Raw genomic sequence first — 23931 nt, 5'->3', positions numbered from 1 at the left:
GTTATTACAAACACTAATAAGTCGTTTGACGCAACCAGTTACATATTATTTACAATATAAATCTCCGATCGATGACCACAACTTGGAAAATTTTAACTTTTTTAATAGTATTTAGTTTTTGTACATCTGTAAAGGCGCAAAACACGAATGTTGCGCTAAGCCCCCCCATGGGATGGAACAGTTACAATTGTTACGGTATGACGGTTCATGAGGATGAGGTAAAAGCAAATGCTGATTACGTTGCGCAAAACCTGAAGGCGCATGGCTGGCAATATATAGTGGTGGATTTTTTATGGTCCTTTGATAGCCGAAGTGGCGACCCGTTTCAAAAAAGACTTAAAGATGGCTCATATAGCCCCTGGCTGGCAATGGACCAATGGGGGCGTCTAACCCCTGATACAAATAAGTTTCCGTCGGCATTTGGAGGTAAGGGGTTTAAGCCATTGGCCGACTATGTCCATTCGCTGGGGTTGAAATTTGGTATTCATGTAATGCGTGGCATCCCACGCCAGGCAGTATGGGCAAAATCACCCGTAATGGGCACTAATGGCATAACTGCTGATATGATAGCCGATACTAATTCAAAATGCCCCTGGAATAACCACATGTTTGGCCTGAATATGGCTAAACCCGGAGCGCAGGAATACCTGAATTCAATATTGAAGTTATATGCCGCTTGGGACGTTGATTTTATTAAGGTTGATGACTTATCTGCTCCTTATCGCACTGCGGAGCTTGAGGGCTACCACGAGGCAATTGATAGTTGCGGCAGGACCATCGTATTCAGCACATCACCGGGGGCTACGCCTGTTTTTAAAGCTGGTAACTTAAAACAAAATGCCAATATGTGGCGGGTGGCCAATGACTTTTGGGACGAATGGCCCGCCGTATTGCAAATGTTTAATTATGGCAAACAATGGGAAGGCCTTGGCGGCCCCGGCCATTGGCCCGATTGTGATATGATACAAATAGGCAAATTGTCAAAACGGGGCCCTGTAGGTGCCGAGCGTTATAGCCGTTTTACAAAAGACGAGGAGTATTCGCATATGACATTTTGGACCATCTTCCGCTCCCCGTTAATTTTGGGCGGCAACCTGCCCGAAAACAGGGAACAGGAATTGAAACTGTTTACAAACGATGAGGTGATAGCCGTTAACCAACATGGGACCGAACCGCGCCAGTTATACAAAACTAATGATGCAATAGTTTGGTATTCGCACGTGCCCGATAGTAAGGATATTTATGTCGCTTTATTCAACCTGGCGGCACAGCCGCAGGATGTGGATGTAAACTTTGCCCAACTTGGCCTGGAAGGAAAGGTAGTCGTTCGGGACCTTTGGGAAAAACAAGATGTAGGTACCTTTAAAAAAGGATATAAAAAAACGATCAATACACACGGGGCCGCTTTGTTAAAACTATCGTTGCTTAATTAGGGCTCGGCTAACTTACAAGGGGGAAATAAAAATTTCGGCTCCTTCGCGCTGTAACCGATAATGCTTACAGCAAAGCAATATCGCCAGGGTTAAACACATCTGCTGTTGAACCTACAGCCACAGATAAATAGCATCAACAAAAAATAAAAGAAAGACTAATTTATGAAATATACCATTGCCTGTTTTATGGCATTTTTCGTGGCCGGCGGCGTTTGGGCACAAAACAAAAGCGAGGCTGCACTTAAAGCGAAGATCAGCAGCATCATCAGCAAAATGACGCTGAAAAAAAAAGACGTGCTCCACGGCAACGCGCAGAAATATGGGATGGTTTCACAACTAAATGTATTATTCTATAATTCAAAAACACCCTCATTTTTATGAAAACGATATTTATGACCTTCTTTTTGCTTTTGGCCGGCATTAATTTTAGTCTCGCTCAAAGTCAAAATGGTATTGAACGAAAACAACTATTTGATTATAACTGGAAGTTTTTTCTGGGAGATACTATGTCTGCAAAATCAAAAGATTTTAACGATATGAGTTGGCGAAGCCTTGATTTACCACACGATTGGAGTATAGAAGGGAAAATAAGCCCCAAAAACCCGACGGGCGGAGCCGGTGGATACTTTCCTGCAGGAATTGGCTGGTACCGGAAAGCTTTCAAAGCCCCGGCTGAATGGAAAGGCAAAAAGGTTTCCATTTACTTTGAAGGAGTTTATATGAATTCTGAAGTTTTCATTAACGGGAAATCACTTGGAGTTTATCCTTATGGCTATTCGTCATTTAGCTATGACCTTTCACCGTTTCTGGATTTTAATCATGAGAATGTGATAGCCGTACGGGTTGATAATTCGCAACAGGTGAACAGCAGGTGGTACAGCGGTTCCGGGATCTATCGCCACGTTTGGATGAATGTTACCGATGCTGTGCATATAGCCGAGTGGGGAGTTTCAGTTGCCACTCCAGATGTGTCTGCAAAAAAAGCAACCGTTCAAATTAAAACATTAATTAAAAACGAAACGGGGTCGCCTCAACATCTGGTGCTTAGTACCTTGCTGAAAGGGCCAAACGCTAAAAACGCAGGCAATAAACAAGTAACTGTTGACGTGGCTGCTAACAGCGAAAAGGAAATTGCTCAAACAATTACGGTATCAGCCCCCAAGTTATGGGCGCCGGAAACGCCGCATTTATATAGTGCCCGGATACAGGTATTGCAAAATGAAAAAATAGTTGATGAAACAGCGACCGGGTTTGGCATACGTTCCATCAAATTTACTACGGAAAACGGTTTTCAGCTTAACGGGAAAACAGTAAAACTGAATGGAGGGTGTGTGCATCATGATAATGGCTGCCTGGGTGCCGCTGCTTTTGACCGTGCAGAGGAACGCAAGGTTGAACTGCTCAAAGAGGCGGGGTTCAATGCTGTAAGAACTTCTCACAATCCACCATCCCCGGCATTTTTAAATGCTTGTGACAGATTAGGCTTATTGGTTGTTGATGAAGCATTTGACTGTTGGAAAGTAGGGAAAAACAAACATGATTATGCCGGATATTTTAACAAGTGGTGGAAACGCGACCTGGAAGCCATGGTTATGCGGGATCGTAATCATCCATCAATCGTAATATGGAGCGTTGGTAATGAGATAGCAGAAAGGAGTAGCCCGGGAGCCGTAGAAACAGCCAAAATGCTTGCAGGTGCCATAAAAAAAATAGATGCTGTCCGTCCGGTTACATCGGCCATTGTGGATAATGGTAAAGACTGGGCAACGCTTGATTCCCTGATGGCGGCGCATGACATTGGCGGGTATAATTATCATTTGCAGAGCGCGTCTGCCGATCATCAGCGGGTACCCTCACGAATGATCATTCAAACTGAATCGTACCCCAAGGATGTTTTTGCCAATTGGAAGCTGGTAGAAGACAACAATTATGTTCTTGGTGATTTTGTTTGGACGGCTATAGATTATCTTGGAGAATCAGGAATAGGTCGTTGGTATTATTCGGGCGATATGCCTGGCGAACACTGGGAACATGATTTTTTCCCCTGGCATGGTGCTTATTGCGGAGATGTTGATCTGATTGGATGGAGGAAGCCGATTTCGCATTATCGTAACTTGTTATACAATAATACCGAAAAACTTTTCATGGCTGTCCGGGAACCTGAACCAGCCCCCTTGGAAATTAAAACAACGTGGTGGTCTGTTTGGCCAACCTGGGAAAGCTGGACCTGGCCGGATTATGTTGGAAAGGATATTAAAGTGGAAGTTTATTCAAAATATCCTAAGGTGCGCCTTTATCTCAACAATAAACTTATTGGCGAAAAACCTACGGCAATAGCGCAGGAACATAAAGCCGAATTCACCGTGCCCTATTCGCCGGGACAGCTCAAGGCTGTCGGTGTGGATAACGATAAGGAGGTTGAATCAACTGTTTTGCAAACGTCGGGCGGAGCTGCAAAAATAAAATTGACTGCCGACCATAAAAAGTTATTGGCAAATGGGCAAGATTTGGCCTATGTCACCATTGAGATAACAGACAGTGCCGGCATAGTTCAACCGAATGCTATAAATCGCCTGCATTTTAAAATTGAAGGGCCTGCCACCATTACGGGAGTAGATAATGCCGATTTGAAGGACACAGATCCATATGCAGCGGATACACGTAAGGCCTGGCACGGACGTGCCTTGGTTGTTATCAGAAGCACGCACAGTTCGGGCGATATTAAATTGACGGTTACTTCCCCCAACCTATCAGGGGCTATTTTAAATATCAAAGCCATTGGGCATTAGCGCTAATGCCTAATGGCTTATAACTTATAAAGAATTGTAATTAAATTTAATCCGGCGTCCTGAGGCATTATTAGTTGATTTTTTATAGTTGATCATCATGTGTCTGGCGAGTAAATCAGAGAGTTTTTCCGGTCGTTATAATCTCACAGTTTGACATGATCAACATGTAATAAAAGAATAGCAGCTTTTAGAGTCCCTCGGCTTGATTAGGGTACTTATGCGTTTAACTTTAACTTGTCCGGAAAGTACCAATTATAATTGGACATGGGGCGCCAGACACGCAGATAGTCATCTCGTTATTCAAGAGCAAGTTACGATATTGTGAGTAATCTAGTCCATTGTATATGAGCTATTGAATATCAATGTCGTTTTAATTTTTCTTTGTCCGGGACAATAGGATTTAATAAAAAATATTAGCCGGGGGAACTACATCATTTGGTACCCACCGAAAATTTCAAAATAGAGAACTTGACATTCGACACAATGAGTTTCAAAAAATTGGAACATAACAAGTTATAAATCCGTGCAATAGAATTCGGCCAAGGTATAATCTGAGAAATCTAATTCAAATTACATCTTATAAAGAATGCTGTCTTCCACGATAAATAGGATTATCCTGACGAGATAGATGAGGCGAAGGTATATCCTCGCTGAATATCTTTAGGGTGAGAATTTAAGTCAGTTGTCAGAGCCTATTATCAAAAAAAGCCGCCGATATTTTGAAAATAATCTGTAAATGTCTATATTTATAGTACAAGATTTGCGATCAATCTATATCAAAAAACACGGTGAGTAATTCGGTGAGTAGTGAATTAATAGCCGTATAAAACGCTGAATTTCATGTAATTACGGGCATCGTTCGATTCTCGTCGGGACCACATACGCTTAATTCAAAAACAACCAAAGGCCTGTAAATCAAATGTTTACAGGCCTTTTGATTTTGGTAAAATGACCATTTTATGCAGCTATTTTCACTACTCAGGTGAGTTTTAGAGCGTTTTTTGGTCACTTACCGATTTACTAACCAAAAGTATCATAAATAACTGATTGTCAGCCAGTCAAAAATTTGAACATCTTGATTTTCGGGGCCTGTAAATGTAGGTTTGTAACGATTGGTGAACAAAAACTAGTGAGTTAATGAAGACTAAAAATTTTAACATGCTTTTTTACCTAAAGAAGGTAAAGTACTATGAATCAGGAAATTTGCTTATCTATTTGTGTATTTCCGTGGACGAAAAAAGGAGTGAAGCAACTATCGGGCGAGAATCGAACCTGAAAAATGGGACGAAAAACGAGGAAAAGCCCGTGGAAATACTGAGGATGCAAGGAGTTTAAATGCCCATTTAGACAGTATCCTGGCCAAGCTGAAACGTATCCATACCCGCCTGCTGGACAGCGAAGAAGAGATCACCGCCGATACCTTGCGGAACGAACTTGACGGGAAAGGTAAAAAATCTAAAATGTTGTTGGAGATTTTCAGCGATCACAATAAACAGATGGAATCTTTGATTGGCAGGGGCTTTGGCGCCAATACACTTAAAACTTTTAAACATGCGCGGGAATTTATCGAATGGAAATTTCCTGCAAACAAAGGATGATGACCCGGAGAATCAAAAACAATAACGATGACCTTGGATGAGAACGCATTTCAATATTTCAATGATAATTTGAGTAAATGGGTTTTGGAGCCTGGAAAGTTTGATATTCTTGTTGGTGATTCATCAAGAGATATAAAACTGACAGGTACAGTGACCCTGTAATTAGATGAAATGAATATACGTTTTTTCTATTTAATAATTACAAGTGCCTTGAGATAACGGAGCGGTTGCTGTTTACAGGTTTTAATCTCAACACTATTTAAAATTTAGAGCAGTAGTGGGCAGAAGAATGAATACAAAGCAGGTGGCATTAGCTGTGTGAAATTTACGTCAGTAAAATGAGATTGATCTGAATTTAGTTGACGGCGTTCCGGGGTGAGATACGGAACACATTTTTTGTACAGCAGGCACGCAGGTTATGCAGGATTAACGCCATTAACATGCTTATAGTCAGTTCATAAAAATAGAAGTTATTTTTTGGGTTAGCTATATTGGCCTTTAACTAATATTATTAAAAATGTCAAAAAAAAGACCAGCCAAAAGAGTTGTTAAAAAAGGAGCATCAAAGTTTGATAACAACAAAGCTGAATTATTAGATCTGATTGCCCGACTATAGTAGAAATAATAATGGATGATGATGAAAATGGTAAAGATTTAGTCCCGGAAATTTAAAGAGTATTTGAAACTAATCCCTAAAGGGATTAGAACACCTGAAAACAATTCAAATAGTTGATTAGCAGAGTGTTGCTTAGGCTCTGGAAAAGCCAGACAGAAAAAATCTTAGCCAAAAAAACAAGTAAGCCACTAGCAATCAATTTGTTAGTGGCTTAAACGTATTTTAGTAGCCATAGGGGAAGAATCTCGAACTCTTTTTTAGGTGATTTGAGGCGTTTGGCTGGTTAAAAAATAGGGTTCGAGTCCAGTTTGGGGAGAATCGATATTGTCCCCAGATGGAATTCGAACCACTTTTTGGAGGGACTAAAGTTTTTAAGCAGTTTGGAGGTAACTTAGTGCATGGCTTCGATTCCCTGGGGGCTACAAAGCCGTTTTACGAAAGTAGAGCGGCTTTCTTGTTTGGTATACTTATTCGCAACAACACAACCAAACCAGCGAACCCAATGCCCCTACCCACCCCAAAACGAACACCCTATGTTCGATTCCGTTACAGCAAAACATATTTATCCTGGCATAATTTTGTATATATCAATATATTGTAAATTTGGAACGGCCTTTGGGCTATTTGAATTACTTGAATCCTGATATATTCCATATTAACCTGTACCATGTGGCCGCCATGGCAACCCTGTTTTCGGGGTTTACACTCGCGCTGCTTTTAGCATTCGCAAAAAGGGAAGGCCAGGCAGCCAACCTGTTTTTAAGTGCCGCTTTAGCTGTAATTGTACTGAAGACCGGCGGGCTTTCGCCGATTTTTTTACCGGCGCTGGGGCCGCTGTTGTATTTTTATGTGGGGCGGATGACGTCACCAAACCTACAATTTGCCCGAAAGGATATGCTACATTTTTGCCCTTTGCTGGTTGCGTATTGGCTGCCGGGCTGGCTGGTGCTCATTTCGGTTGTCATTTATTTATACCTGTCGCACCGGTTGATACAGCATTTTTATAACCGCTTGCAGCCGGTGCTAATGGATAGGCCGCGCTTTGCTTTCCGCCGGTTAGATAAGACCTTGCATCTGCTCGCCTTGCTTTGCATATTATGGCTGTTTAATGATGTCTTGAGTTTTACCGTTGCTTTTGTGCTTATTGGCGTAGCCGCCGAAGTGATGCTAAAATTGGATAGCAGCACACAACTGGCCACCCCGATAACCGATAGATATGATGCAAAGGAAAAAAGCCGCACGCTAAAGGAAGCTGTAGCCGCAAACCGTCTTTATGAGGATGCCGAACTGACATTGACCTCCCTGGCAGTAAAGCTGAATATCCATCCGCACGATTTATCGCGGATTATTAATGTGGGCTTGGAAAAGAACTTCAGCGACTTTATTAATGAGTTCAGGGTTCGTGAAACTGCCCGGAAGATGCAGGACCCGGCTCACAACCGGCTCACACTGCTGGGGATCGCCTACGAGTCGGGGTTTAATTCCCAAAGGACTTTCAACCGCGTTTTCAAAGAGATGACCGGCAAAACCCCAGTGGAATACAAAAACAGCCTGAAAAAAGAGTTGCCAAATGATAAGTTGGCCATCTCATCACACCTACCGTCGGTAATATTGCGTTCGGGGAGCCCGCCAGGTTGGGCTCCTGTAAAATTAAATCGCAATTATATGTTTAAAAATTATTTCAAAATTGCCTGGCGCAACCTTATTAAGAATAAAGTATTATCGCTTATTAATATAGGTGGCCTTGCAGTGGGTATAGCAGTGGTAATGCTCATCAGTTTGTGGATTTTGGATGAAGTATCATTTAATAAGTACCACGGTAACTATCGCCGTATAGCCCAGGTAATACAAAATGTGACCAATAATGGCGAAGTGAAGACCTCGTTCCATGTACCGTATCCTTTGGCAGCCGAGCTACGCAAAAACTATGGCAGCGATTTTAAGTCTGTAGCAATGTCGACACTCCCGAGAAATTATATATTGGCTTTAGGCGACAAAAAACTGACTGAGCAAGGTGCCTTCATGGAAGCCGGCGGGCCAGCCCTGTTTACACTAAATATGCTCGAAGGCAGAGGCGATGCTATAAAGGACCCATCGTCGATATTAATATCGGCGGCTACAGCGAAGGCATTTTTCGGCAATGAGGACCCCATGGGTAAAGTTTTGAAGTTAAATTTGAGGTGGAACGGTTTAGATAATCTAAAAATAGCTGGCGTTTATGCAGATCTCCCCGAAAATACCACGCTTGGCGGCATGGCTTTTATTGGTTCATGGGGCCACTTTGAGGCAGGCTTGAGCGGAATGAGGGAGCCATGGGGCCCAGGTATTGTTAACTTATATGTTCAACTGGCTCACAATGCCGACCTTGACAAAGTATCTTTAAAGATCAGAGATGAAATGCTCCGGCATTTAAAACCAGTTGCGGCTTCAGCAAAACCGGCGCTATTTCTGCAGCCAATGAGTAAATGGCATTTGTATAGCGCGTTTAAGGACGGAAAAAACATTGGTGGCGAAATACAATATGTGTGGCTTTTTGGTATTGTAGGTGTGTTTGTCCTGCTGCTGGCTTGTATCAACTTCATGAACCTAAGTACAGCCAGGTCTGAGAAACGCGCGCGCGAAGTAGGTATCCGCAAGGCAATTGGTTCATCCCGTAGCCAATTGATATACCAGTTTTACGGTGAATCGTTACTTTGTGTATTGATGGCTTTTATGGTCTCGATACTATTGGTGGAGTTAAGCCTTTCAGCCTTCGATCAGCTGGCCGGTAAACAGATAGTCATTCCCTGGAACAGTCCGGCGTTTTGGCTCGCGGGAATCGGCCTCAGTTTTATCACCGCTATTATCACCGGCAGCTATCCGGCCCTCTACCTGTCGTCATTTAAGCCTGTGAAGGTATTAAAGGGGGCGTTCCGGGTCGGGCGGCTGGCTTCGGCCCCGCGTAAAATACTGGTGGTGCTTCAGTTTACAGTTTCTATTGTGCTTATCATCGGTACCATTGTTGTTATCCGGCAGATAATGTTTGCCAAAGACCGCCCTATAGGCTATAGCCAGGATGGGTTGGTTGCCATACCCATCCGGACTATTGAACTCCATCAACATTTTGATGTGATAAAACAGGCCCTTGCAAGTAACGGCACAATAACTGAAATGGCCGAAGCAGATGCTCCGCCTAACAAAGTTGCTGGTACTACTGGCGGCGTGGGATGGCCTGGAGAAGACCCTAAGCTGGATGTCAATTTCGGCCAGGAGGATATTTCATACGATTATGGCAAAACCATTGGTTGGGAATTTAGCGACGGCCGTGATTTCTCACGGTCATTCCTTTCCGACTCAGCAGCGGTAATCATTAACCAGGCGGCAGCTGATTTTATGTCTATGAAAAAACCGACAGAAAATTACATAACCTTTTATGGCCAACAGTTTAAGATCATAGGGGTCACTAAAGACATCATTAACCGGTCGCCTTATGAACAGGTGCAACCCATGGTTCATTTTCTGGCGAAATGGCCGGGAGGCTGTTTATTGCTAAAGATAAACCCGAAAATGAGCGCTGCCAAAGCTATTAGCAACATCGCTTCTGTTTTAAAAACCTATAATCCAGAACAGCCCTTTGAATACCACTTCGTTGACCAGGAATATGAAAAAGAATTCGGTGATGAAGAACGCATAGGTAAGTTGGCTACTGTTTTCGCCGGCCTGGCTATATTTATCAGCTGCCTCGGGCTGTTTGGCATGGCATCATTCATGGCCGAACAGCGTGTTAAGGAAATAGGTATACGTAAGGTGCTTGGCGCTTCTGTGTTCGCCCTGTGGCAATTGCTATCGAAAGACTTTGCCATACTGGTGTTTATTTCAATAATTATAGCCTCGCCTGTGGCTTATTATTTTATGCATAACTGGCTGCGTAACTATCAGTATCACACCGATGTAGCATGGTGGATATTTATCGTTACAGCTATTGGCGCTATACTAATCACATTAATGACGGTAAGCTTCCAGTCCATAAAAGTCGCATTGGCAAACCCGATAAAAAGTTTGAAGACAGAATAACAAGCTATGTATGCCGACTTTTTTAATTGCCACTTAAAGGAAGCCTTTATTAAAATCATGACTCATAAAGATTTTACCTGTTGTAACGCGGACTTTTTATGCAGTAAGAAAAGCAAAGAACCATATCCGGCAATTTATGATTGTTCGATTCCCGTAGGGTTCACAAGGCAATTGTCCCCAAACTGGACTCGAACCCTATTTTTAACCAGCCAAACGCCTCAAATCACCTAAAAAAGAGTTCGAGATTCTTCCCCTACGGGCTACTACAATAAGTTAAAAGCTCTAACAATTTGATCGTTAGTTGTTTGCTTGTTTTTGGAGGTTTTTAACACAATAATAATTCCGGGCGGCAATGGCAACGTCGGCAGTAATATGGTGCTCAAACGGACCGCTTAGTGCCCAAACCGGTATTTCTTCTACACCGCTATCGGCGCTTTCCCAGGCAAACATGGCCCCTTTATAGCCATGTGCAAAGGCATTTTGCTTTGCCGCACCTAAACGCTGGTAACGATACTCAACAAAAGATTTGGCTATCTCCGGATGCAATACCAGCAAGCCGGGATACATCCACAGATCAGCATCCCAAAATACGTGAGCATTATAGCCAAGACCTGACAGGCCCATGGCGAAGGAGCATAAGCGCTGCCGGCGCGGGAAAAGGAATACAAATGATACAACATAGTATGCACATCCTGTTGCGCCTGCGGATCTCCATCAATTTTAATGTCACTCTTCCACAGATCATCCAATGCTTTTTCGTGGAATTTGATCAGGCGGTTCCGGCCTTCCAGTTTGGCAAAAATGGTTAAACGTTCAGCCTGGTTCAATGGGTCGGCGTCGTGCGCCGACGTAATTGATGACCCGGCAAGGGCATACTGATAAGTTTGTCCCGCGGCAATAGCTTTGCTGAGTTTCATCTGATGCAGATTGCTATCCCACATTTCGTGCATCACCCGCGACTCCTGCCCGCGTTCCTCGTCAAACAAGAAAGTATTTGAGGCACAGGGTAGCAATTTACCGGTCGGGCTTTTTCCACTTGAAGTAAGCAGGCTGATAGGGCCAACCACATTATAATAGCTTTGAACATCGCGCAAGGCATCCGGCGTTTCCAGGGCACTGACAGCGTTGATCGTAATATTTTTTTATCGGTGATGGAAATATCCATCAAAACAGTAAATGGCAATTGTCTTAGCGCATAATAAGCGTATTTTACCGAAGCTTCATCTCCAAGGTCAAAGGTTGCGGTAAAGCAACCGTGCAGCATGTCAAGTCCTGCTTATAGTTGCTGACACTCCTGGCTTCGGCACGTTTGCCATTGATGTCGAGCGACATATTCAATAAATTAAAACTATTCAGAAAATTGCTTACCCTGCCCCGGCCATATAAATCATAAGCGCCAGCAAGAGTTACGCCTTTTATCTTAAATACTTCAGGCGACGAAACCATGCCAATCATTCCGTTGGCCAAGGTAACGCCGTAATAGTTTGAAGGATCAATGTTTGTCGCGGTTATTTTCCAGGGGTCTGGCGTTTGCGCTGAGCAAAGCGAATGGGCAAAGCCTAAAAAGATATAGAGGAGCCCTTGTTTGCGTTTAAGACTTGTTGTTTTCATACCTGATGATTTAGTCGCTTCAAATTATTATAAAACCCCTGTGCCCTTTAACCTGATATCCCTGGATGAGCTTGCGATAATAAAGTCAAAAAGACCGGGGTTTATTTCCCATTGGTTTTTAACATCATTGAAATATTGAAAGGCTTCTTTATTTAAGGCAAGGGTAATTTTCTTTTCTTCGCCCGCTTTCAAAAACACTTTTTTAAAACCTTTTAATTCCTTCTCGGGTCTGGGTAGATTTAGTTTTTCTTGTTTTACATATAATTGCGCCACTTCGGCACCCGCCATTGTACCGGTGTTTTTTATACTGAAAGTAACTGTAGCGGTTTGATTACTTGTTTTAACATGCAGATCGCTGTATTTGAAAGTGGTATAGGACAAACCATGACCAAAGGCAAACTGAGGCTCGACTTTATAGGTATCGAAATAACGGTAGCCCACATAAATATCATCGAAGTAGTTAACGATAACACTGTCACCCGGAAATTCGCCCAGTTTGATAGCCGGCGCATCTGCCTGTTTCTTTGGAAAGCTAACCGGCAATTTACCGGACGGGTTTACCTGCCCGAAGATAATTTTCGCCAGCGCATTACCACCTTCCATACCGGGATACCAGGCCTGTATAATACCTTTTGCCTGGTTAACCCATGCCGACATATCTATCGGACCGCCGCCCATTAGTACAACAACTGTGTTGGGGTTTGCAGCCAAAACAGCTTTGATTAGCTCATTCTGCCCAAAAGGCATATTCATATCGGGCTTATCAACGCCTTCCGCATCATAGGCATTATCACCCCACCATGAATAACCATAGCCATGCGTCCATCCGCCCACAATAATGGCAACATCAGCTTTTGATGCGACTTTAACCGCTTCATCTATCATAACCTGGTCTGGCCCGGCATTACGGGCAACATTATAACCCTTTGCATAAGTGACATTTACCTTGTCGCCTGCAATGTTTTTAAGGCCTTGCAACGGTGTTACCTCATAAAACGCCTTTACTTGCGAGCTTCCACCACCCATCGATTGTTTCCTATAGGCGTTGCAGCCTATTACGGCAATTGATTTGATCTTTGAACTTAAGGGCAATATTTTATTTTCATTTTTAAGCAATACGATGCCTTCTTCGGCAATCTTTTCCGCTGTTTGTTGATGGGCTTTGGTATTGTATTCACCCTTTTTGCGCGGAACGCCACCGATCATATTGGTTTTATACATTACATATAAAATGCGTTTTACCTTCTCGTTTACCAGGTATTCGGACAACTTGCCGCTCTGCACCAGGCTCACCACCGTATCGGCCATATAGAACTTGTGGTAATTTATCGGGTTTTGGTTCAGGTCGGTACCCATTTCAATATCGGTGCCGTTCCATAGCGCCTGAGATGTGCTGAATAAGTGTTCTTATCGTTTCCGCCGCTGACCGAAATGTTATGGTTTTGAATAGGGACATTTTTGCCAAAAACCACATTCTGCCAGTTGGTACCTGTTCCGTAAACCGAAGGGTCGGCAAACGGCGCTGTCCCGCCATCGTTGGTAATCGCTTCATTCCTTAAAGTTGCATATTGAGTACCATCAGCCATCTGCACCTTTTTAATTGGGTTTTGCAGGCCGTAATAACCATCATAAGTGATCACAGGAGCTCCAGGTTTGCCTTTTTTGGTGGTAACCAGGATAACGCCTGCGGATGCCCTTGATCCGTAAATAGCGGCTGCTGCATCCTTCAGCACATCTATTGAAGCTATATCGTTCGGGTTAATATTATCGATCCCGCCATTATCCACCACCACCCCGTCAATAACATATAAGGGGTTACTGTTATTGATAGAGGTTACACCCCTCACATTGATTGTTGGGCCAGAGCCGGGAGCGCCTGAACTTTGTATCACACTGACACCGGCAACCCGCCCCTGTAAAGCATTATCAAGCCGGGTTATCTGCTGGTCTTTCATATCGCTCGCTTTTATACTACTGATAGCCCCCGTAATATTGCTTTGCTTTTGTGTACCATATCCTATAACAACCAGTTCATTTAACGCATTGATGGCAGCGGTCATCCTGACATCAATACTCGATTGTGAACCAATTACAATCTCCTGGGTTTGAAATCCTATATAAGAAATAATCAGTATATCACCAGGTTTGGCATCAATCGAAAACTCTCCTGCATTATTAGTGACTGCGCCTTTTTTCGCGTCTTTTACCATAACAGACGCACCGGCTAATGGGACACCTTTATCATCGGTTACAGTTCCCTTAATAGGGATGGCCTGCACAGCCGATAGGGCCACAACCTCAGGTTTTCTTTTAATAATAACAGTATTACCGTTAATCACATAGGTAAAGGGCTGGTCAAAGAAGCACTTTTTTAACACATCGTTAAGCTCTCCATCTTTTACGGAGATGCTTACAGGCTTTGCTGTATTAAGTATATCAGAGTTGTAAATAAAATTGTAATTGGTTTGCCGGGTAATTTGATCTAAAACATCAATAAGGGGCTTGTTTTTAACATTTAAACTAGTTTTTTGGGCATATGTTGATGCGCTTACCTGCATAAAGGCAACTACCCATAAAACAATAGTTAATTTCATTACTCTCAAAAATTTGGATAACGCGCAGGAAGTACTCCCGCAAATAATTCCGGTAAAAATTTTATACATTTGAATGTTAGGTTAAATTAGTTGTACGAAACGATTAACAATAGTTACCTGGCCCGGCTTCTCATTGCCGGAGATCATCAGGAGCGGTACCAACGCTTCTGGTGATTTATTTGATAACCATAGTTGTTGTGATTTTTAGTATTTTTTTATTTCAACACGGTTATCCTCCTTCCTTCAATTTTAAAGTGAATAGTTCCGGTTAACTCCATGTTTTTCAGCAGTTCGGAGATGTTCTTGTACCTTGAAACCCGCCCGCCAAACTTTTTACTCCTAAGGTCGGTATCATAGGCAACGTCAACATCGTACCATCTTGCCGCAGTTTTCATTATACTTTCAATACTGGCATCATGGAATATAAAATAACCATTTTTCCAGGCAAGGGCTTCATCCATGTTCGCCGGTGAGACTTCTAAATTATCAGCCACTTTTGGTACAATAACCTGCTGCCCTGGAATCAATATTTTTTGCTGACTGTTTTTGCTGATTTTTATTGATCCTTCTGCCAAAGTGGCTTTAGTTTCTTCATCATCATAAGCTTTTATATCAAAATGGGTTCCTAAAACCTCAATATTGACATCATTGAATTTTACTATAAAAGGCATTTTTTTGTTTTTGGCGACTTCAAAATAAGCTTCCCCTCTTAATTCAACAGTACGTTTTCGGCCAACAAAGGACGATGGGAACCTTAATGACGATGCCGCATTGAGCCATACTTTTGTTCCGTCGGATAGTATCAATTGATATTGCCCACCGCGTGGGGTGGATATCGAATTGGCTACGGAACTTTTATCATTATTTTCGGCAGTAACAGCATATTCTATTATTCCGCCCGTTTTCTTTTTTACAGTGACATTTCCCTGTTTATTAATTACTCCGTTAGCAACGTCACTTAAGGCAATCACTTTCCCATTTGCCAGGGTAAGTGTTGCTTTATTTGAACCGGGTGCAACATCATGAGCAACAATAGCTTGTTTATTATTTTTAAAAGATTGTACAGCGTGATTATTTTTCAGAAAAAGGAACCCAGCTGTACCAAAGATTAAAATAGCCGCCGCTGAAGACCACATCTTTGTCCTCCGGAGCATAAGAATCCTTGCCTGACCAGTATTTTTATCAAGGTTTTTTAATATCCTTTTTTTTGTTTCACTATACTCGTTGGCTTCATCATCCTTTACAGCTACATACATTTCAAATTCATCCCGGTAATGCAACACCTTTTCTATCTCAGTGGGTGTGGCATTTCCGGCAATATATTTCTCATACAGCAACAGGTATTCTGCTTGGGTCATTTTAATAATGGTTTATTACAGGCTTATATAAACATAGAGGTACTTTAATGCCCTGCACACACTTTATCTTGAAAAAAAAATTGAAGAATTATACTATTGACTACAATATCTACCTTTAAATCTTATAATTGTATTTTTATTGTTATAACCAATTATGGCAAATAGCTCCCCTAGCGATGCCGATCTGTGGGAAAAGATCGTTCATGATGATTACCGTGCTTTTACAGCGCTCTTTGAACGCCATTGGTTTATACTGTATAAAACCGCAAATAAATATATTAAAGACCCCGATACCTGCGAGGAACTGGTACACGACCTTTTCCTCAATATCTGGAACAGAAGAAAATATCTAAACATTGCCGATTTTAAAAGCTATTTGAAGACCTCAACCCGTTACCTGGTTTATAGTTTTTTAAAGAAAAGTGAAAATCTGTCCGTTGTGTACCTGGAATCCTACCCGGAGGAGACAAAACTAACACAGGAAAACAGCGGCCAGGAAAACATGATCTATCATGACCTGGAAAACGAAATGGAGGCTTGTTTAAAACAATTGCCTAAGCGTAGCTGTGAAATATTTTTATTAAGCCGGAAACACCACCTCACCAATAATGAAATTGCAGAACGGCTTGGAATATCAAAACGTTCTGTAGAAAACCAAATTACTCAGGCCTTAAAACATTTAAGACTGCATTTTAAGGATATCGCGGTGCTCATCTTGTGCAATGCCTTTTTTAGGCGATAAAAAACGGGAAACACTTTGTGATTCCCTCAATATAACTCCAGGTTGTATTAGACAAATCTTTTCCAATACAGTGCGTTTTTGAACTTTAATTATTAGGACTTGATATTTTTAACCTCTTTCAAAATCGGCTCTACAACCTCCAAAAACTCAAATAAGTGTTCAAAGAATTTCCTTTGGCTTGTTTCACAAAAAAGCTTATCCCGCAAAACAGGATACAATCACTTCTACTAACTAATTTAGCAGAAATTATAAAGAACGATTGTGTCGAAAGGAACAAGCAAATTAGGTTTGGTCATGATTTTTGATATCAGCAGACTGCCGGTAATTTTTGTGATGGATTTAACTATGTCAGGGCATTCAATGGCAAATATGAGAGTAAAACCAAGTTTTAGTATTATTAAATATTGGAGAACGCGACATTCGACATAATGAGTTTAAAAAATTTCGAATATAACAAGTTATAATTCCTTGTAATAAAACTCTGCCAAAGTAGTATCTGATAGATTTACTTCAGATTACAGTTTGTGGAGAATGCGGTTTTCTCTACTTACTGCGATTGTTTTTTCGACCTACATAAGGCGACGGCATTAATGCGTTTTGACAGATCTTGCAACAGTTTTAAAAGCATCAATTCCTGCATCTTCTACATCGTTATACCAGATAGCCTGTCTTTTGAAAGCCTGCTTCTTGTCTTTGCAGACAGTGAAGATCTGTCCCAGCCGAACCGATAGATTGTAAGCTTTCAACAACAAAGGATACCTTGGAAAAAAAAGAGCTGGATGATGAATATCTGGAAAGACAATCTTTTGGCTCTTTTGATAACGCTTACCCGGATCATTTCTCAAATACTTAAATCGCCAGATATACCCATATTTATCCTGCGAGTTTTCACAAGCGTTAATGTTTAAGTACTTTAATAACTAAAGTTGCTTCAGATCGCCCTGCGGAACTAACCGTAAGTTTAATATCCCCAGCATTACGTGTGCTTCTGACTACAACTATCGCCCGTCCGTGCCATGCATTACGTGAGTTGCCTGTATATGGGTCGTAGTCTTTCATATTGGCATTATCTGCACCGGCAATTACGCCCGGTCCGTCAATTTTAAAATGCAATCGATCTGCTGCGTTCGGTTGAATTGTCCCGTCCTTATCAGTTATTTCGATCGTCACATAAGATAAATCCTGACCGTTAGCCAAAATTTCCTTTCGGTCGGCAATTAGTTTGATCTTTGCAGCATTCCCGGAAGTTTGCAGAATAGATGATCCTGTTTCCTTATCATCTTCCACACCAACCGCTTTGAGAACTCCGGGCGTATAGGGCACTGAAAAAGTAGCTCTAAATTCCTGCTCTTCGGTTGTTGGCATTTCACCGATAAGTTTATTATTAAGGTAAAGCCTGACCTTTGGATATTTTGAATATATTTCTACCTCAATACTCTTTCCATCATAACCAGGCCATGTCCAGCTTTCCCAGGTTGGCCAAACAGACCATTTTGTTTCTTTAATTTCCAGTGGATCGGGTTGAGGTTCGCGAACAGCCATGTATAGCTTCTCGTTATTGTTATACAACAGGCTGCGGTAATGCGATATAGGTTTTCTCCATCCCATCAAATCTATGTCGCCACAATATGCGCCATGCCATGGAAAAAAATCGTTTTCCCAATTCTCTCCTGGGACATCACCCGAATAATACGAACGACCGATCCCGGACTCGCCCAGATAATCAATAGCCGACCAAACAAAATCGCCGATTATGTAACTGTTGTTCTGCACCAGCTTCCAATTGGCAAAAGCATCCCGCGGATATGATTCTGTTTGAACAATAATGCGGGAAGGGACTCTTTGATGATCGGCCGGAGCGCTATTTAATTGATAATTATAACCACAAACATCATGAGCTGCCATAAGCGGATCAAAAGATTCCCATTCGCCCCAGGTGACAACAGCCGACGTAACAGGTCTCGTTGCATCTATATTTTTAACTGCGCTGGCAAGCATTTTAGCCGTTTTCACTGCTTCAGGTGTTTTTCTTTCAGATATTTCATTGCCAATACTCCACATAAAAATTGAGGGGTGATTCCTGTCACGCAGCACCATTGTTTCCAAATCATGTTTCCACCATTGGTCAAAATAGATAGAATAATCGTACTTGTTTTTGCCACCTCTCCATCCATCGAATGCTTCATCAATAACCAACAGCCCTAATCTATCACAAGCGTTTAAAAAAGCTTCGGAAGGGGGATTATGAGAGGTTCTTACGGCATTGAAGCCTGCAGCCTTTAGTAGCTCAACTTTCCGTTCCTCAGCCCGGTCAAACGCTGCAGCCCCCAGGCAGCCATTATCATGATGAACGCATCCGCCGCTTATCTTGATCGTTTTACCGTTAAGTTGGAAACCATTTTCAACGGTAAACTTTATGGATCGGATGCCAAAAGCCGTTTGGATGTCGTCTATTACATGGTTATCTTTTAAAATCTGGATCCGGGCCTGATATAAATTAGGAGTTTCCGGCTCCCATAGTAAGGGCCCGGACACTTTTATAGTTTGCGTAATTTCCTTTTCACTATTAGCAGGTAGTTCTACCTTTATTTTATTACCCCCTGCGTTTTTAGAATTTGCCGATAGTAGTTGGCTCTTAAGAAAAACACTTTGCGAGAAAGCAGTTTCGTTCTTTATTAAAGTCTTTATCCGAACGGATGCTTGCTTTGCAGATACTTCAGGCGTTGTGATTGCTACTCCCCAATCGTCTGCATGCACAGGGTTGGAAACCTTCATCCAAACGTGGCGATAGATCCCGGAGCCACTGTACCACCTGCTGTTTATTTGTTGAGAATTGTCTACCCGTACAGCTATGACATTTTCTTTGTTAAAGTCCAAATAAGGCGAAAGATCATAACTGAATGATGAATAACCATAAGGACGAACGCCAAGCGATTTTCCGTTAATAAATACCTCGGAGTTCATATAAACGCCTTCAAAATAAACAGAAACGCTTTTACCTTTCCATTCACCGGGCGCCGCGAATGTTTTCCTGTACCAACCGATACCTGCAGGGAAGTAACCGCCTGCTCCGGCTGTTGAATTTTTAGGGTTTATTTTCCCTTCAATACTCCAATCATGCGGCAAATCAAGGCTACGCCACGCCGCATCATTAAAGTCTCTTGATTTGGCTGACGCCTCGTCGCCCCGGGTAAATTTCCAGTTGTAATCAAATAATTGTTTTCGTTCAATACCATTTTGATTTTGAGCAAGGCTAAAAGTACTGCCGGCCAAAAGCAAAAAGAAGGCCATTGTTATCGCTTTCATAAAAGTGAGCGTGTTTTTGGTTATAGAATAAGGCATTTAGTTGTGAAACCATCCAATATTTATTTAACTGAAATTTTTACTTTCTGAATGATGTTACTGGATGAATTACCTAACTGAAGGATGTATTCACCGGCTTCTGCATTCCACGCTTTTTTAATTCGTCATAAAATGCAAGGTCAGCAATTTTGAGCTTAACCGCGAGGTTGTCGTTCAGGAGGCTATCCGTATCATCCGGTTAAAAAAAGTGGTTGTCTCTATATCGTCATAAAGTTATCGAAAGCATTTTGAGCGAATTTCGCACCGGGTTCGGGTTGCGTTAAACCTAATGCCGTTTTTTTATAGCTTTGCGCCCCGGAAATAACCAGGGCTGTAAGCATAATAACATTAAGATATATTTTCCAATTTTTTCATTTTTTGCRTTCGTTAATTTAATGCGCTTTATTTTTCCGATGAAATGGAACCTGTTATATGAAAAAAGTCAAAGTCGGCCGCTCCCCCTATATTTTTTGTAGCATAATTAAACAAAGCAAAACGATAGCCCATGAAATGYGGGAAGGTATAGGCCATTTTTAATTGCGTGCCCAATGGGATCCATGTTTTCCCGTCCAGGCTATAAAAAAAATCTGCCAAGTCTTTCCTGTTCGTAAAATTGCATTCCGCCTTAAAGTATACTACCTTTTGGTTCAGGGGGATCTTTTGTGCTTCCACAGGTTTTCCGGTGCTTGCATTGATCATGACGACAGCTTTGCTATCCCCGGTTATTTTTACACCGGCCAACCCGTAATTTTTTTGCAGAAGGCCCAAGCCCGCGAAATCACCATCTTTCATTTTAGAAACGTCGAGCGAAACTATCCCGGAGCATACCGGGCCGATAGTGCGTTGTGTCAATGAATTTCGTGCCATCAGGAAATTGGTGTCAATCCTGCCGGTGGTGAGTCGTAAATACCCTTTCCGCGCGGTAACAGACCACAAGCTATTATCCGGGTTATGRTTCCATTGCCAAACCAGTGGTAATTCACGTTCACCTTTTTTACGGGTAAACTCGTCTGAAGCGACAATTCCCGGGATCAAACCTTTGCCGGCCGGCAGGTCGAGTGTATCAGTCACTTTGCCGTGGTTGCCCAAAACGGGCCATCCATCCTCCCACTTTACAGGGACCAAATAGGGAATACGGCCCACCGAGCCATAATCACGGAACAAATAAGAATACCAGGCTCCATTCGGCGCTTCAACCAATCCACCTTGTGCCACACCCAGATCCTGGAGGCCAATTCGTCCTGCGTACGGGCCGGTGATTTTATCTGCCCGGTGTATGATAACAGTGCGTACRTGGTCCGGTGGCCATGTAATATTGAAAAGATAATATTTGCCGTGGATCTTAAACAGCTGAGAGCCCTCCGGACCGAGGCCAATGCCGCCCGAAGGCACGTTTGCCTTTTTAATGATAACCTGGTCCGTTCCGCCAGGCTTTATACCGGAAAGATCGTCCTTTAATTCAACTAACCTTAAATCTCCGCTCCCGCTAATCATATACRCTTTTCCGTCATCATCAAAAAACAAGGAGTGATCACCCAGGTCGGGGGCAAATGACCTGGCTTTCCAYGGRCCTTTTTCGATATTTTTAGTACTGTAAATGTGCATTTTATTGGTATTTGCAGAAAATGTGCTTACATAATAGGTGCCATTATGGAAACGGATAGAACTTGCCCACGAACCCTCCCCATACATATTTTTGCCATTTGTAAGATTTGTTGCATCAATATTTGCTAAAGTATCGTACGCATAACCCACCGTCTTCCAGTTCACCAGGTCGTTCGACTTCATAATAGGTACACCGGGACTCATGTGCATCGTTGTGCTGCTCATGTAATAGCTATTGCCTACACGTTCTATTGATATGTCTGGTACATCTGCGTAAATAATGGGATTAGTGGCTTTTTGCGCGTATAAACACGGCACTATAAGGTTGATAATTAAGGCCGTCGTCCATAACCTATAAATCGCATTTCTCATATTGACATTTTGTTTTTTTGTCCTGGTATTCTTAACTGGTTTCAATTATTTAGTTAACGTATTTATTTGAAGCATGCTTACGGAGTAGGCATCGAATGTTCTTGTAAATTTTTTACTGATCCCGCTTACCTTACTGATAACCGGAACTATTTTTACCGGATCGCTGATCGTGTTGGTATCTTCGGGTTTATCACCTTTTATGACCACGATAATACCCTCGGGAGAAAGCTTTCCGGCCCCCTTTAAATCAATATCAACCTGTTGCGGCTTTCCTGTTGCATTTACTACTTTAAGGAACAGTTTTCCCGTTTTGGTGTCCTTGGTAGCTACATAAAACATGCCTGGTATAGGTTTGGGCATGTTGTTCGCCGCGCTGTCCTGTTTGGTGGCGGGCCGCGTTTGGGTGGGGATATCGATGCCCGCTACAGGAACCACTTTATTGCCGATATAGCTRTTAAACATTACTTGTACATRGTACGAGGGCGAACCAAAACTTGTCAATGCATCATARCCTATCAGGTTTGATTCCCATTGCCATGCTTTSGGCACGGTTGCGGTAGCCTTGTTTACATTTGCAAGTAAWGGCGCRTARCATGAGCGGATAACSASGTCYGAATTKCGYTCCATACCKGTCATCCASGCKGCATCRCCRAGGGCAGCATTCAAMGTGGTGGTGGGCATGCCTTCCGTTGTTGCCCATTCACCTACAAACACTTTATATCCWTTGCGGTCGTAGTTATCATAATGTGCTGCRTCCTCTTCCATCCCCCAGGCATTGCGGTAATAATGTTCATCTACAATTTCGGGCTTGCGAATGGTTAATTTACCTCTGCTCCCAAGCCAGTCCTTGCCGCCCATGCTTGCAATACAGTGAAGGTTAGGGTATTTGGCTTTAATGCCATCATAAAACTGGGCGTAACGTCCGTCGTAACTGCCAGACTCGTCAAACCCGTCTTCGTTACCAATTTCCACATAGCTGAGTTTAAAGGGTGCCGGGTGCCCATCTGCCGCACGTTTAGCGCCCCAGTAGGTGTGTACATCGCCTGTAACATATTCAATTTCATCAAGCGCATCATCTACATAGGGCTTTAAAAGCGGGCCTGCGTCCACGTGGTCGCCGTCGAGTGAATAGCCGGCATAAACGGCAAGCAGCGGTTCCATTTTCAGGTCTTCGCACCATTCTAAAAATTCAAGTAAGCCCATCCCGTCGGTGGGGCGGTAGCCCCATGAGCCCGTATGGCCCGGACGATTTTCAAGCGCGCCTAAAGTGGTCTTCCATGGGAAGGCATCAGTTAGTTTCGGGCCTTCAAGGAAATTACCGCCGGGGAAACGTAAAAAGCGGGGTTTCATATCGGCCAGTAACTTCATGATATCTACCCGGTTCCCATTGGGGCGGTTATGATAGGTTGGCGGAAATAAAGAGACGAGGTTAAAATAATAAACCCCGGTGCGGTTTGTCGAAATAACAAAACGGGCGTCAGTCGTTGGTTTAACACCAGCGCCGGTTGTTAATTTAAGTTCATATTTTTTCCAAAAGGGGCTTTTTATCAAATTAATAGTCCCCGAAGCATATACTGTTTTACCGTCATTGCTTTCTATACTTACGGTTATAGGCCCGGCGGTGTTATCGGCAATTACAGGAAGAGGGGTTGCAGGCTTGGGGTCCCAGGGGCTGGCGGGGAGTGGCCCGCTTGCTGCACCCTTTATATAAAACGAAGCGTTATAAGTTGTATTAGGCAAAACAGGTATGCCCCAATAACCTTCATTTGCAATACCGGCCCTACCGTCGCCGGTATCCACCATTAGTTTTAAACAGGT

General features: G+C 42.7%; 16 protein-coding genes and 1 pseudogene. 7 read left to right on the top strand and 10 right to left on the bottom strand.

The window, feature by feature from the left end; all coding sequences use genetic code 11:
- Positions 1-71 precede the first annotated feature (71 nt).
- From AC1DQW_RS25570 to AC1DQW_RS25545, 6 genes and pseudogenes are all read left to right on the top strand, one after another.
- Positions 72-1433, top strand: coding sequence for a glycoside hydrolase family 27 protein (locus AC1DQW_RS25570; protein ID WP_477456642.1), 1362 nt, complete (start codon positions 72-74; stop codon positions 1431-1433).
- 162 nt (positions 1434-1595) lie between these two features.
- Positions 1596-1814, top strand: coding sequence for a hypothetical protein (locus tag AC1DQW_RS25565; RefSeq protein ID WP_477456641.1), 219 nt, complete (start codon positions 1596-1598; stop codon positions 1812-1814).
- Positions 1811-4222 (top strand): glycoside hydrolase family 2 TIM barrel-domain containing protein, encoded by a 2412-nt coding sequence (locus AC1DQW_RS25560; RefSeq protein ID WP_477456640.1) that lies wholly within the window; start codon positions 1811-1813, stop codon positions 4220-4222. Before AC1DQW_RS25565 ends, AC1DQW_RS25560 begins: the two co-directional genes overlap by 4 nt.
- A 1265-nt stretch (positions 4223-5487) precedes the next feature.
- The gene (locus AC1DQW_RS25555; RefSeq protein WP_477456643.1) at positions 5488-5820 is read left to right on the top strand and encodes an Arm DNA-binding domain-containing protein; all 333 of its coding nucleotides are present in this window, start codon (positions 5488-5490) and stop codon (positions 5818-5820) included.
- A gap of 15 nt (positions 5821-5835) precedes the next feature.
- A pseudogene (locus AC1DQW_RS25550) lies at positions 5836-5982 on the top strand (fibronectin type III-like domain-contianing protein); the annotation flags it as partial.
- A gap of 1087 nt (positions 5983-7069) precedes the next feature.
- Positions 7070-10489: an FtsX-like permease family protein gene (locus AC1DQW_RS25545; protein ID WP_477456639.1), complete on the top strand. Its 3420-nt coding sequence runs from the start codon at positions 7070-7072 to the stop codon at positions 10487-10489.
- A 297-nt stretch (positions 10490-10786) separates the two neighbouring features.
- Here AC1DQW_RS25545 and AC1DQW_RS25540 read toward each other — a convergent pair whose 3' ends face one another.
- The 6 genes from AC1DQW_RS25540 to AC1DQW_RS25515 form a co-directional block, all read right to left on the bottom strand.
- A complete protein-coding gene (locus tag AC1DQW_RS25540) occupies positions 10787-11113 on the bottom strand; it encodes a hypothetical protein (RefSeq protein WP_477456638.1) in 327 nt (108 codons plus the stop codon).
- Positions 11020-11583 (bottom strand): hypothetical protein, encoded by a 564-nt coding sequence (locus tag AC1DQW_RS25535; RefSeq protein WP_477456637.1) that lies wholly within the window; start codon positions 11581-11583, stop codon positions 11020-11022. Before AC1DQW_RS25535 ends, AC1DQW_RS25540 begins: the two co-directional genes overlap by 94 nt.
- A 115-nt stretch (positions 11584-11698) precedes the next feature.
- Complete coding sequence (locus AC1DQW_RS25530) at positions 11699-12100, bottom strand: hypothetical protein (RefSeq protein WP_477456636.1); 402 nt, start codon at positions 12098-12100, stop codon at positions 11699-11701.
- A gap of 27 nt (positions 12101-12127) precedes the next feature.
- Positions 12128-13456, bottom strand: a complete 1329-nt coding sequence (locus tag AC1DQW_RS25525; RefSeq protein WP_477456635.1) for a glycoside hydrolase family 3 C-terminal domain-containing protein — start codon at positions 13454-13456, stop codon at positions 12128-12130.
- A complete protein-coding gene (locus AC1DQW_RS25520) occupies positions 13441-14694 on the bottom strand; it encodes an STN domain-containing protein (protein ID WP_477456634.1) in 1254 nt (417 codons plus the stop codon). Before AC1DQW_RS25520 ends, AC1DQW_RS25525 begins: the two co-directional genes overlap by 16 nt.
- 215 nt (positions 14695-14909) lie before the next feature.
- Positions 14910-16052, bottom strand: a complete 1143-nt coding sequence (locus AC1DQW_RS25515) for a FecR family protein (protein ID WP_477456633.1) — start codon at positions 16050-16052, stop codon at positions 14910-14912.
- 154 nt (positions 16053-16206) lie between these two features.
- Here AC1DQW_RS25515 and AC1DQW_RS25510 point away from each other — a divergent pair, with 154 nt between their 5' ends.
- Entirely contained in the window at positions 16207-16794 is a 588-nt protein-coding gene (locus tag AC1DQW_RS25510; RefSeq protein ID WP_477456632.1) for an RNA polymerase sigma factor, read from the top strand.
- A gap of 587 nt (positions 16795-17381) precedes the next feature.
- Here the strand turns inward: AC1DQW_RS25510 and AC1DQW_RS25505 are convergent.
- From AC1DQW_RS25505 to AC1DQW_RS25490, 4 genes are all read right to left on the bottom strand, one after another.
- Positions 17382-17639, bottom strand: a complete 258-nt coding sequence (locus AC1DQW_RS25505) for a transposase (RefSeq protein WP_477456631.1) — start codon at positions 17637-17639, stop codon at positions 17382-17384.
- Between the two features lie 52 nt (positions 17640-17691).
- Positions 17692-20100 (bottom strand): glycoside hydrolase family 2 TIM barrel-domain containing protein, encoded by a 2409-nt coding sequence (locus tag AC1DQW_RS25500; RefSeq protein ID WP_477456630.1) that lies wholly within the window; start codon positions 20098-20100, stop codon positions 17692-17694.
- Positions 20101-20538: 438 nt separating this feature from the next.
- Complete coding sequence (locus AC1DQW_RS25495; protein ID WP_477456629.1) at positions 20539-22113, bottom strand: glycoside hydrolase family 43 protein; 1575 nt, start codon at positions 22111-22113, stop codon at positions 20539-20541.
- Positions 22114-22158: 45 nt separating this feature from the next.
- Positions 22159-23931: alpha-L-arabinofuranosidase C-terminal domain-containing protein (locus AC1DQW_RS25490; RefSeq protein ID WP_477456628.1), on the bottom strand; the 1773-nt coding region annotated here is incomplete at its 5' end.

The sequence above is a fragment of the Mucilaginibacter sp. P5_A4 genome, from assembly GCF_056400605.1.
Note: the sequence above shows the minus strand (reverse complement) of the source record. Positions and strands in the feature narration are given on the sequence as shown.